The organism is Alteriqipengyuania halimionae (genome assembly GCF_009827575.1).
Lineage (GTDB): Bacteria > Pseudomonadota > Alphaproteobacteria > Sphingomonadales > Sphingomonadaceae > Alteriqipengyuania_A > Alteriqipengyuania_A halimionae.
In genome coordinates this window covers 881,437-892,177 of the sequence record NZ_WTYR01000001.1, presented here as the reverse complement: position 1 = coordinate 892,177, position 10,741 = coordinate 881,437, and the positions used below count along the sequence as shown (strand labels likewise).

Genomic DNA, 10,741 nt, shown 5'->3' with positions numbered 1-10,741 from the left:
AATTTTACAGTGTCGGCTCGCCTTACGCTGTCAAGCGAGCCGACACTCCAATCAATTTTCCTCAAGCCGTTCGCTTGCATTATCGGCGGCATTGCCGACGCTTTCGGCTGCTCCCTGAACGGCATCGGCGGCGCCTTCGACTGCCTGATCTGCAGCTACTTGCGAATTGGTCTGCTGGGTAAAGAACCAGATTCCGGCGATAACTGCTACAAGAAGGATCAGAGCGATGATCCAGCCCGAACCGCCACTGCGCGGCGCATCGTCATGAACCACGGTCGTGGTGGTGTGGGTCGAACCATCAGGCTCCTCGACCCGGGTGGTGCGTTCTTCGGTCATTATGCATCTCCCGATACGGACTGGTCGCACAACCGGCCACGCTACGAGAGGTTCCCCTATCCGGCAATGGGAGGTTCGAGCGGAAACGGAGTTGCGGCCGAGACGTGTCGCTCGAAATGGAGGATGCGGCCCGTGGGGGCGAGCGAACGCTGGAGGCATTGTTCGCGTGGGCAGCGGACACAGCCCGGCCCGATCGGCGCGGCCTTCCCATCATTAAGGGCAAGTCCCCGGCTCGCCGCCAGCGTTCCGGCGAGATTGGACGCAATTCCGAGCCCGATCACAAAGTCACCGGGCTGATCCTGATTGGCACTGCCGCGCTCGACCGCACGGGCAAAGGTGACCCATCGGCTTTCGACGCCGTCGAGCCGGGCCATCTCGACCTGTTGGACGAGCATCCGGCCGCCCGCTTCGAACGCGTGGTGGAGCTTCCATAGCGGGCAACTGCCCTGGCCATCGAGAAAGTCTGCTTCGCTCGCCCCCACATAACGCTTCGAAAACTGCCCCGCGCGATCGGTTCGCACCATGAAGAAGGGCAGGCCTCGCTGGCCAACCCGTTGCAGCGTCGTCAGCCTATGAGCGAGCTGCTCGAAACCGACACCGAACCGCCGCTCGAGAACCGCAAAATCGTAGCCGGTGGCCTCGCAGGCGCGCAGGAAGCGGCCATAGGGCATCATCACAGCGGCCGCGAAATAGCCGGCTAGGTGCCGGCGATAGAGTTCGCGGGCCTGGTCGCTCGAGAAATCCGCCCCATCGGCGAGCGCCGCCAATTGGTCTCGCGCTTCGGTCTGCGCCAGCTGGATCGCGAGCTGGAACGTCCGCGAGTGCGGCGGAAGCATTTCGGACAATTGCAACTGGCGGGCATGCAGGTCGAGGCGCCGTATGAGACCGGGAATGACTTCACCCGGGACGATCCGCACCGAAAGCTGGTGATCTTCGCGCAACCTGTTTGAGAGCGCCGCGAACAGATCCGCGTTGGAGAGCCGCAATTCGTCGGCCAGTTCCTCGGCTGCGCGGTCGAGATCGGCAAAATGGTTGCGCCAGCGTTCGATCTCGCGCCTGACTTCCAGCGCCGGAGAGGTCGTAGGCTCGGCGGCATCCTCGCCTCCCGCATCGAAGACCCGGGCGAAAGCGATTGCTGCTTGCGGAGCGGCGGACAGCCATTCGACGATATCCTCGCGGTCGATCGCGAGATCGGCGAATCGCTCGTCAGCCAGCCTCCGCCTCAGTCCGTCGACCCCGCCGACGAGCTCGTCGTGACGGAGTTCGCGGGGATCGAAATCGAACCTCTCGGCCAGCGCGACCATCAGTCTTGCCGACAGCGGGCGGCGATTGCGCTCGAGCAGGTTGAGGTAACTCGGCGAGATATCGAGCCTCTCCGCCATCGCAGCTTGGGTGAGCCCTTCCCTACGGCGAAGTCGGCGCAACGCCGCGCCGGCGAGGACTGAAGAAGGTTCGACCATGCGTGTAACTTTCTTTACAACGTTACAGGGCTTATGGCTGAACCAGGCGCCATAAGACAAGTTTGTTTGTAAATTCTTCTCCACTTTAGCGTTGGGCAGCGGCATCATCCTTGCATCAGTTTCAGTTAGAAGGACTGCCCGATGACCGATTTCTCCAAACTCGTTCCCGCCTCCGAAGGCCGCTTCGACGGTATCGACCGTCCGTACGACGCCGCCGAAGTTGCTCGCTTGCGGGGTTCGATCACGGTCGAGCACACGCTCGCTCGCCGCGGTGCGGAGAAATTGTGGGAGCTCCTAAAGAACGAAGACTACGTCAACGCCCTCGGCGCGCTGTCGGGGAACCAGGCAATGCAGATGGTTCGCGCCGGTCTGAAGGCGATTTACCTGTCGGGCTGGCAGGTTGCTGCCGACGCCAATACCGCCGGCGCGATGTATCCCGACCAGTCGCTCTATCCGGCCAATGCTGGGCCTGAACTGGCGCGCAAGATCAACAACACGCTGATGCGTGCCGACCAGATCGAACATGCCGAAGGCGATGTGTCTCGCGACTGGCTCGTTCCGATCGTTGCCGATGCCGAAGCCGGCTTCGGAGGCCCGCTTAACTGCTTCGAAATCATGAAAGCCTATATCGCGGCCGGCGCTGCGGGCGTTCACTTCGAAGACCAGCTTGCCGCCGAAAAGAAGTGCGGCCATCTGGGCGGCAAGGTCCTGATCCCGACACAGGCGCATATCCGCAACCTCAACGCCGCGCGTCTCGCCGCCGATACGGCCGGCGTCCCGACTGTCCTGATCGCTCGCACCGATGCCGAGAGTGCGCGCCTGATCACCTCGGATGTCGACGAGCGCGATCATGAGTTCCTGACCGGCGAACGCACGCCCGAAGGCTTCTTCCGCCTGAAGGAAGGCACCGGCGTCGATCACTGCATCAAGCGCGGGATCGCCTTCGCGCCGCATGCCGACCTGCTGTGGTGGGAGACCAGCAAGCCCAATCTCGACGATGCCAAGCGCTTCGCCGAAGCGGTGCAGAAAGCGCATCCTGGCAAGATGATGGCGTATAACTGCTCGCCCAGCTTCAACTGGGAGGCCAATCTCGACAAGCCCACGATCGCCAAATACCAGCGCGAGCTGGGGGCGATGGGTTACAAGTTCCAGTTCGTCACCCTGGCCGGCTTCCACCAGCTCAACCACGGCATGTTCGAGCTTGCCCGCGGGTACAAGGATCGCGGCATGGCCGCCTATTCCGAGCTGCAGCAGGCCGAATTTGCCAGCGAAGTCGATGGCTACACCGCCACCCGCCACCAGCGCGAAGTCGGCACCGGCTATTTCGACGCTGTTGCCACCGCACTCTCTGGCGGGGCCAGCTCGACCACCGCATTGTCCGAATCCACCGAAGCAGACCAGTTCAAGAAGGAGGCTGCATGATGACCACTGCCACGCTCAAGAACCCGACCGGCGAACCCACCGCCGCCCGAGCGCTGCTCTCTAACGCCGACTTCCGGCTGATCCGCGAAGCGCTCGCCAGCCACGCCAAGACGCTGGATGACGAAGCCGAACTGGCCAAGGTCTCTGCGCTTCACCACCGGCTCGGCAGCTACCAACGCTGACAGATACTCCTGGGGAGGAGTAGGCGGTCGCCGGTCTGTCCCGGCGGCCGCCATTTTATTGGCGGCTCTACTTGCGCGGCATCAAGCGCAGCGATTCGGCCGCAAGCGCTTCGGCAGCCGTCGCGATGACCTTTTCGGCATCTGGCGCCCAGAAGGGGCTGTGAAGCGACGGCAGGCTCGCTTCTCCACGGGCGGCCGCATCGAGACGCTCCTGCGGGACGCCGCCGACCCAGAAGATCAGCGATTTCATGTCGTCATCGCCATTGCGCAGGAACTGGCCGAAATCCTCGCCGCCCATCACGCTCGGCACCTGCATCACGCGATCTACACCGAAGCGCGCGCGCATCGCCGTCATCGCCGTCTCGGTGTAGTCGGGCGAGTTGTAGGTGCTCGGCGTGTATGGATCCTCGACCGTGACGGTCGGCATCTTGTCTTCGGGCATGCCCGCCGCGATCGCTTCGCCGCGCGCCACGCGGGCGATCCCGTCGAGCAGGAGCTTGCGCGATTCGTCCGAATAGGAGCGCACGGTCAATTGCAGCCTGGCTTCGTCGGAGATGATGTTGTGCTTGGCCCCCGCATGGAAGCTGCCGACGGTTATAACCGCCGGATCGAGCGGCGAGCTTTCGCGGCTGACCAGCGTCTGAAGCTTCATCACGACCGCGCTCGCCAGCACGATCGGATCCTTGGTGGTGTGGGGATAGGCCCCGTGACCACCGACGCCGGGGATCACGATATCGACGCTGTCGACATTGGCGAGCGCATAGCCGGGTGAATAGCCGATCGTTCCGGCCGGGAACTGCGCCGCATCGTGGAAGGCGATCGCATAATCGGGAGTGGGAAAGCGGGTGTAGAGCCCGTCTTCGAGCATGGCGAGCGCGCCGAGGCCAATCTCTTCGGCAGGCTGGAGGATCATCACCAGCGTGCCCGACCATTCGTCCTTGCGCTCCGCCAGCAGTCGCGCCGCCCCGATGAAGGCGGACATGTGCGTGTCGTGCCCGCAGGCATGCATCACGCCGGTTGTAACGCCACTGGCGGGCGTGGCCTTCTGCGTGGAAGCGTAAGGCAAGCCGGTCTGCTCGACCACCGGCAGCCCGTCCATGTCGGCCCGGATCATCACCGTCGGCCCTTCGCCATTGCGCAGCACCGACACGACGCCGGTCTGGCCGACGCCTTCGGTCACGTCGAAACCCTCGGCGCGCATCAGTTCGGCGAGCTTTGCCGCGGTGCGGGTTTCCTCGAAGCTCAGCTCGGGGTGGGCGTGGAGATCCTTGTAGAGCTCCATAAGCGCCGGCATCTTGTCGTCGAGACTTTCGCGCAATTCGTCGGCCATGGCGGGCGTGGCGAGCACGGCGGCTCCGGCTGCGAGCGTGGCGATCAGGCGTTTCATCGGCATTTCCCCCCTGCCGGCCATGCGAGACATGGACCGGGTGTTACACTGTCCAGACAAAGGAATCTCCGGCCCCGGACATTCCCGTGATTGCGGCGCAAGCTGGCACATCGCGGGCAGTTAGGAAAGCGCCCTAGATGCCGTAGCTCCACACCAGCGCGATCGAGAGCGTGGTGACCATGATCAGCACCAGGGGCACCCCGGTGCGGACATAATCGCCGAACTTGTAATTGCCCTCGGACATGATGAGCATATTCGTCTGATAGGCGATCGGGGTCGCGTAGCAGAGGTTGCAGCCGAACAGCACGGCCAGCACCAGCGGTTCTGCAGGTAGGCCGAGCTGGTTGGCGATGCTGAAGGCGATCGGGGTGCCGACCGTGGCCGCCGTCGCGTTGGAGGCGAAATTGGTGAGGAAGGTGACGAAGATCATAATCGCCGCCAGCGTCGCTGCGGGGGTCAAATAGACGAGGCCCAGCGATAACGTCTGGCCGAGCCAGTCGGCCGCCCCGCTTTCGTCTATCACGCGGCCCAGCGTAATCGACGCCGCGACGAGCACGATGACCTGTGCGGATAGGGCCATTCCCACCCGGTCGAACTTCACGCAGCCGGTCACGAACATCAGGATGGCCCCGGCCAGCGCCGCGACCGCAATCGGAAACAGGCCGATCGCGGCTGTGATGACCGAGCCGAACATGATCGCTGCCGCCAGCACCGCTTTCGACCGGCGCGGCACTTCGCGCATGCCCTCGAGCACCAGCAGGCTGTCGCCGCGCGCGAATTTGCGCAGGTCTTCCTCGAGCCCCATCACCAGCAGCACATCGCCTTCGACGAGGCGGTGATCGCCGCCGGGGCCCTCCGCGTCATGCTGGCCGAGCAGGCGCGGGGGATGGTGGATGCCAAGCACCGCGACCTGGTAGTGATCGGCGATCCCGCTGCCCGGCAGCGTGCGCCCGACGAGGCGCGAATCCGCGGTCACCGTCATTTCGACGACGAGAATGTCCTCGCGCAATTCGTTGGCGGTGCGCCGGATACGATCGAGCACCCAGATCGGGGCCGATTCGCCCTTGAGCACGCGCATCGCTTCTTCGAGATCGTCGTGCGTACCCGAGACGAGCAGGCGCTGCTGCGGTTTGAGCTTGTCTTCGGTGGCACCATGGAAATCCAGACCGGCAGGCATCCGCGCGATCAGATCTTTCATGTCGGTGCCGACGAGTTCGCTCTCCTCGCGGATGCGCAAGCGCGCTTCGAAACGGCGGGCGGTGACTTCGTCCTTGGTGCGGTTGTCGCGCAGCAGGCGCGGCATCACGAGCCAGACATAGGGCAGCGCCACCACCGCCGCGACCAGCACGATCGGGGTAAAGTCGAACACCCCGATTTCGCGCATGCCCAGATCGGCGGCGATGGAGACAACCAGAATGTTGGTCGACGTGCCGATCGTAGTCGCAACCCCGCCGATCAGCGACGCGGCGTTGAGGGGGATGAGCGTCTTGGAACTGGGCAGCGCCCCGCGCGAGGCGAGCGCGGCGAAGATCGGCAGCATCAGCACCAGCACCGGCGTGTTGTTGACGAACATCGACAGGAAGAAGGTGATGACCAGCGATACGAGCAGGCCGATCTGCAGATTGAACTTGAACACCCGCTCGAGGAAACGGGCCGCCGGATCGAGCGCGCCTGTCACCACCAGGCCCCGCCCGAGGATCATCAGCGCGCAGATCGTGATCAGCGCGTAATGGCCGAAACCCGAGAAAGCGAGCTGCAGCCCATCGGTCGGCTGCATGCCCGCGAGCGGGAAGAAATAGAGCCCGACCGCGATCACCGCGATCGTCAGCAGCGAGATGATCTCGATCGGCATCTTGCCGCGCGCAAAGCCGATGAACATCGCAATCGTCACCGTAATGGCGGCGAGCGCGTGGAAGCTTGGCATGGTGAGAACGGGTGTCATCGCTTAGCGCACATGGTAGCGATAATGGTGCCCCTGGCCAGACTCGAACTGGCACTTCACATGGAAACTCGATTTTGAGTCGAGCGCGTCTACCAATTCCGCCACAGGGGCCCCTCCAGCGTTGGAGCGCTGCATTAGAGGCGGGATTCTGCGAGGGCAACAGGCAAACGCCTGCCCCCCTCACGAAACCCGGAAACTTTTAGAAAATCGAGCGTGACCCCGGCTTGCGCCGGGATGACGTCAACCTGCGGAAGTCTTCAGCGTCTTGCGGGCTTCGACAACCAGCTTGTGGACCTTGGAATGCAGCACGTCGTTGCCGGCGAGCACTTCCTTGTCGCAGATCGGCAGCGAGCGTCCGCGATAATCGGACACGAAGCCACCGGCCTCGCGCACCAGGAGGCACCCGGCCGCGGTATCCCACGGCTTGAGGCCGCTTTCCCAGAACGCATCGTAGCGTCCGGCAGCGAGCCAGGCGAGATCGAGCGAGGCTGCACCGAACCGGCGGATACCGGCGATTTCGGGCGCGAGCTTGTTGTAGATCGCGGTCCATTCGGCGGGATCGCCAGCGCCTGCAAAGGGAATGCCGGTCGCGATCAGCGATTCGTCGAGCCGCTTGCGACCCGAGACGCGCAAGCGACCGTCATGCAGCCAGGCGCCGTTCGACTTCTCGGCCCAGAACGTTTCGTCGGTGACCGGATTGTAGACGATGCCACTGCTGACCTCGCCCCAACCGCCGCCGCCCAGCTTTGGCTCCTGCACCGCGATCGAGATTGCGAAATGCGGGATTGCGTGGATGAAATTGCTGGTTCCGTCGAGCGGATCGATGATGAAGCGCGGCTTGTCGGGATCGCCTTCGATCGTGCCCGATTCCTCGAGTACGAAACCCCAATCGGGGCGGGCATGCTTCAGTTCGTCCCACAGCGCGCGCTCGGCACGCATGTCGGCCTTGGAGACGAAATCGGCCGGTCCCTTGCGACTGACCTGGAGGTGTTCGACTTCACCGAAGTCGCGCCGCAAACGGCCGCCCGCCTTGCGCGCGGCCTTTTCCATGACGCGGATGATACCGGGTAGTACGGGCATGACGGTTTATCCGGCCTTCCCGACATAGGACTGTTCGTAGACGTCGACCACGATCCGGGTGCCGCTTTCGATATGCGGGGGAACCATGATGCGCACGCCATTGTCGAGCACGGCGGGTTTGTAGCTGGAAGACGCGGTCTGCCCCTTCACCACTGCGTCGGCCTCGACGATCTCGGCTTCGATCTGCGAGGGAAGCTGGACCGAGATCGGCTTTTCTTCCCACAGTTCGAGCTGGACTGTCATCCCGTCCTGCAGGAACGGGCGCGCATCGCCGAGCAGGTCCGAAGGCAGGTGGATCTGCTCGTACGTGTCAGTGTCCATGAAGACGAGCATGTCGCCTTCCTCGTAAAGGAACTGGTAGTCCTTCGTATCGAGGCGAACCTTCTCGACCGTGTCGGCGCTGCGGAAGCGCACGTTCGTCTTGCGGCCATCCTGCAGGTTCTTCATCTCGACCTGCATATAGGCCCCGCCCTTGCCGGGCTGGGTATGCTGGATCTTGGCAACCTTCCAGATGCCGTTTTCGTATTCGATGATGTTGCCGGGGCGGATGTCGACGCCGCTGATCTTCATGGGAAATGCCTTCGTATGGAGATGGCGCGGATTTGCCCCGCGCGAATGCGTGGCGCGCCTGTAGACGCTGGGCGACTTGGCGGCAAGCGGTGCGAGGTGTAGGGGCGTCGCGATGCGCATGCTGATCGCCCTCCCCCTGCTTGCTTTGCTGGCTGCTCCGGCCGCGTCGCAGGAACGCGAGTCGGGCAAGATCGGCGTGCTGGCGCAAGGCAAATGGTCCTGCGCGGTGCCGGGGATCGCCAGCGCCGAAGCCCGCTTCCTCCAGACCGATCGCGATTTCGAAACGATCCGCGGCTCACGCTACAAGGTGGGCGATGTCATCGGCACCTATCTGCGGCTCGGCGACACGATCACCATGACCAGCGGCGCGTTCGAAGGACGGACCTACCGCGCGGCCAGCGAGAAACGTCTGCGCGAGACCGAGGACGGGGCGGACACCGCCGTTCGCTGCATCCACGTCCCTACCTGATTTCGATCGGCCTAGTTTCCTTTCAGCAACGGATAGGGATTGATCGGGGTCCCTTCCCACCAGTCGTCGCCCGCAGCCAGTTCCATCACTGCATAGTGCAGGTGCGGAGCGTCGTCGCGCGCATTGCCGGTCGATCCGACCGTGCCGATCACTTCGCCAGCAGCGACTTTCTGCCCTTCGGCAAGCCCCTCGGCATAGCTGTCGAGGTGCGCGTAATAGTGCATCCGCGCGTCGTCGGGCCCGCGGATATAGACGGTCAGACCGCCCTTGCGGCTGTCGAACAGCTTCTCGACAGTGCCTGCCGTTGAGGCCAGCACTGGAGTGCCGCGCGCGGCCATGATGTCGATTGCGTCGTGCCGCCGAACGCCCCCATCGCGTGCCTGGGCATAGGTATCGACGAGCTCGTCCGCTGCCACGCCCTGCACCGGGATCGCATAGGAACCGGGCGGTAGCGGCGTCGGACGGGGCTCGTCGATCTCCGGCACGTTCTCCGGCGCGGGCATGGCATCGCCAGCAGCCACGGACGGCGCGCCATCCCGCGCATCTGCGGTAGCCGTCGCACCGTCATCGTCTGCGAACACCATCGGCCCCGCCACGATCCACCCGGCCGAAACCAGGGTGGCAGTAACGAGAACGGTGATGATCCGGTCGAGACTCCCCATCAGGAGACGAACTCGACCTTCGTGCTTTGCGACACCATTTGCGCAAGACGCGCTGCATCCCAATTGGTCAGGCGAACACAGCCCGACGATTGCGCGCGACCGATGGTTTCGGGATCGGGCGTACCGTGGATGCCGTAATGCTCTTTCGACAGGTCGATCCAGACCACGCCGACCGGACCGTTCGGACCGGGCGGAAGCTGGTGGACGTTGTCTTCCGAATCCGCATTGCCGAGCACTTCGGGATCGTAGCGATAGGGCGGGTTGTAGGCCTTGCCGACGATGTCCCACTCGCCGAGCGGCAGCGGAAATTCGCTCGAGCCCGAGCTGACGGTGAACATCGCGACCAGCTTGTCGCCATTGAACGCCTTGAGCGTCTTGCCCGCCTTGCTGACGACGATGCGATCGACCGAAGGCTGATCGCTGCCGATACCGAGCGACGTAAGCGTACGCTCCCAATCGGCGTCTTCGACCGTGCCCGAAGCGATCTTGTCGTTCCCGATATTGGGGACGCGCACCTGCTGGCCCGCAGTGAAGAAGCTCTCGCTTTCGGTCGCATCGTCGGGCGAAGCCGGGGAAGTCGGGGTGGGCGATGCGCTGGCGGTTGCCGTGGGCGACGGAGTTCCGCTGGGCGATGCACTGGCTTCAGGCGCGGCATCGGCACCTGCCGGGCGGCCATTGGGATTGAGCTGCTTCAACACTTCGACCGTGGTGTGAAAACGCTCGGCGAGCCGCTCGTCGAGCGATTTGTAGCCGAGGCGATCGAGCTTCGCCTTGGCCGCGGTATCCTCCGGCATGTCGGTGTAATCGGTTTGCGCCCAATTTTCGGGGATTGTCACCACGCGGGTGGCGGGGATCCTGTCCCACTCGGCCAGCGCTTTCTTGGTCGCTTCATCGAGCTTGCCGGTCTGTTCGAGATCGTTGGCTTGCTGGAAGCCATTCAACGCGTTCTCGGTCGACATGCCCATCTTACCGTCGATCACGCCCGGGGTGAAACCCTGGCGATCGAGCACGACCTGCGCCTGCATGATCGGGCGGTCTTCGGGATCGGCGATCCCTTGCGACAATTCCTCTTCACTCGCCTCGTCGTTCGACGCGAGCGGATCGGGCGCGGTGGTGTCGGCCTGTTGCTGTTCGGCGGCTTGGCGTTCGGCTTCGTCGGTATTGTCCGCGCCGCAAGCGGCAAGCGCCGCCGTGGCCAGCAGAATGGTGAATTTGCGTATCATGAAGGCTC

11 protein-coding genes and 1 tRNA gene are annotated in these 10,741 nt (G+C 63.8%); 3 read left to right on the top strand and 9 right to left on the bottom strand.

Features of this window, described 5'->3' with window-relative positions:
- Window positions 1-51 precede the first annotated feature (51 nt).
- Together GRI68_RS04330 and GRI68_RS04325 are read right to left on the bottom strand one after the other, a co-directional pair.
- Window positions 52-336 carry a hypothetical protein gene (locus GRI68_RS04330; RefSeq protein WP_160616098.1) on the bottom strand — a complete coding sequence of 95 codons (285 nt, stop codon included), beginning with the start codon at window positions 334-336 and terminating at the stop codon, window positions 52-54.
- Window positions 337-392: 56 nt separating this feature from the next.
- Window positions 393-1,796 carry a helix-turn-helix domain-containing protein gene (locus GRI68_RS04325; RefSeq protein ID WP_160616097.1) on the bottom strand — a complete coding sequence of 468 codons (1,404 nt, stop codon included), beginning with the start codon at window positions 1,794-1,796 and terminating at the stop codon, window positions 393-395.
- A 141-nt stretch (window positions 1,797-1,937) separates the two neighbouring features.
- Between GRI68_RS04325 and aceA the strand changes: the two genes are divergently transcribed.
- Both aceA and GRI68_RS04315 read left to right on the top strand, forming a co-directional pair.
- Complete coding sequence (aceA, locus tag GRI68_RS04320; RefSeq protein ID WP_160616096.1) at window positions 1,938-3,218, top strand: isocitrate lyase; 1,281 nt, start codon at window positions 1,938-1,940, stop codon at window positions 3,216-3,218.
- Window positions 3,215-3,400, top strand: coding sequence for a hypothetical protein (locus GRI68_RS04315; protein WP_234028710.1), 186 nt, complete (start codon window positions 3,215-3,217; stop codon window positions 3,398-3,400). Before aceA ends, GRI68_RS04315 begins: the two co-directional genes overlap by 4 nt.
- Before the next feature lie 67 nt (window positions 3,401-3,467).
- Here the strand turns inward: GRI68_RS04315 and GRI68_RS04310 are convergent, their stop codons facing one another.
- The 5 genes from GRI68_RS04310 to efp form a co-directional block, all read right to left on the bottom strand.
- On the bottom strand, window positions 3,468-4,787 hold the full coding sequence (locus tag GRI68_RS04310; protein WP_407643328.1) for an amidohydrolase: 1,320 nt from the start codon (window positions 4,785-4,787) through the stop codon (window positions 3,468-3,470).
- A gap of 133 nt (window positions 4,788-4,920) precedes the next feature.
- A complete protein-coding gene (locus tag GRI68_RS04305; protein WP_160616094.1) occupies window positions 4,921-6,729 on the bottom strand; it encodes an SLC13 family permease in 1,809 nt (602 codons plus the stop codon).
- 25 nt (window positions 6,730-6,754) lie between these two features.
- Window positions 6,755-6,840, bottom strand: a tRNA-Leu gene (locus GRI68_RS04300).
- 129 nt (window positions 6,841-6,969) lie between these two features.
- Window positions 6,970-7,809: an inositol monophosphatase family protein gene (locus GRI68_RS04295; protein ID WP_160616093.1), complete on the bottom strand. Its 840-nt coding sequence runs from the start codon at window positions 7,807-7,809 to the stop codon at window positions 6,970-6,972.
- Window positions 7,810-7,815: 6 nt separating this feature from the next.
- Window positions 7,816-8,379: an elongation factor P gene (efp, locus tag GRI68_RS04290; protein ID WP_160616092.1), complete on the bottom strand. Its 564-nt coding sequence runs from the start codon at window positions 8,377-8,379 to the stop codon at window positions 7,816-7,818.
- Between the two features lie 112 nt (window positions 8,380-8,491).
- On the opposite strand from efp, the gene GRI68_RS04285 reads away from it, so the two are divergent.
- Complete coding sequence (locus tag GRI68_RS04285; protein ID WP_160616091.1) at window positions 8,492-8,848, top strand: hypothetical protein; 357 nt, start codon at window positions 8,492-8,494, stop codon at window positions 8,846-8,848.
- 11 nt (window positions 8,849-8,859) lie between these two features.
- Here the strand turns inward: GRI68_RS04285 and GRI68_RS04280 are convergent, their stop codons facing one another.
- Both GRI68_RS04280 and GRI68_RS04275 read right to left on the bottom strand, forming a co-directional pair.
- Window positions 8,860-9,510 carry a M23 family metallopeptidase gene (locus GRI68_RS04280; protein WP_160616090.1) on the bottom strand — a complete coding sequence of 217 codons (651 nt, stop codon included), beginning with the start codon at window positions 9,508-9,510 and terminating at the stop codon, window positions 8,860-8,862.
- On the bottom strand, window positions 9,510-10,733 hold the full coding sequence (locus GRI68_RS04275) for a L,D-transpeptidase family protein (RefSeq protein WP_160616089.1): 1,224 nt from the start codon (window positions 10,731-10,733) through the stop codon (window positions 9,510-9,512). Before GRI68_RS04275 ends, GRI68_RS04280 begins: the two co-directional genes overlap by 1 nt.
- Between the last annotated feature and the right edge of the window lie 8 nt (window positions 10,734-10,741).

Coding starts and splice junctions, on each gene's coding strand:
- GRI68_RS04330 (WP_160616098.1), bottom strand. CDS start 336: ATGACCGAAGAACGCACCACCCGGGTCGAGGAGCCTGATGGTTCGACC.
- GRI68_RS04325 (WP_160616097.1), bottom strand. CDS start 1,796: ATGGTCGAACCTTCTTCAGTCCTCGCCGGCGCGGCGTTGCGCCGACTT.
- aceA (WP_160616096.1), top strand. CDS start 1,938: ATGACCGATTTCTCCAAACTCGTTCCCGCCTCCGAAGGCCGCTTCGAC.
- GRI68_RS04315 (WP_234028710.1), top strand. CDS start 3,215: ATGATGACCACTGCCACGCTCAAGAACCCGACCGGCGAACCCACCGCC.
- GRI68_RS04310 (WP_407643328.1), bottom strand. CDS start 4,787: ATGAAACGCCTGATCGCCACGCTCGCAGCCGGAGCCGCCGTGCTCGCC.
- GRI68_RS04305 (WP_160616094.1), bottom strand. CDS start 6,729: ATGACACCCGTTCTCACCATGCCAAGCTTCCACGCGCTCGCCGCCATT.
- GRI68_RS04295 (WP_160616093.1), bottom strand. CDS start 7,809: ATGCCCGTACTACCCGGTATCATCCGCGTCATGGAAAAGGCCGCGCGC.
- efp (WP_160616092.1), bottom strand. CDS start 8,379: ATGAAGATCAGCGGCGTCGACATCCGCCCCGGCAACATCATCGAATAC.
- GRI68_RS04285 (WP_160616091.1), top strand. CDS start 8,492: ATGCGCATGCTGATCGCCCTCCCCCTGCTTGCTTTGCTGGCTGCTCCG.
- GRI68_RS04280 (WP_160616090.1), bottom strand. CDS start 9,510: ATGGGGAGTCTCGACCGGATCATCACCGTTCTCGTTACTGCCACCCTG.
- GRI68_RS04275 (WP_160616089.1), bottom strand. CDS start 10,733: ATGATACGCAAATTCACCATTCTGCTGGCCACGGCGGCGCTTGCCGCT.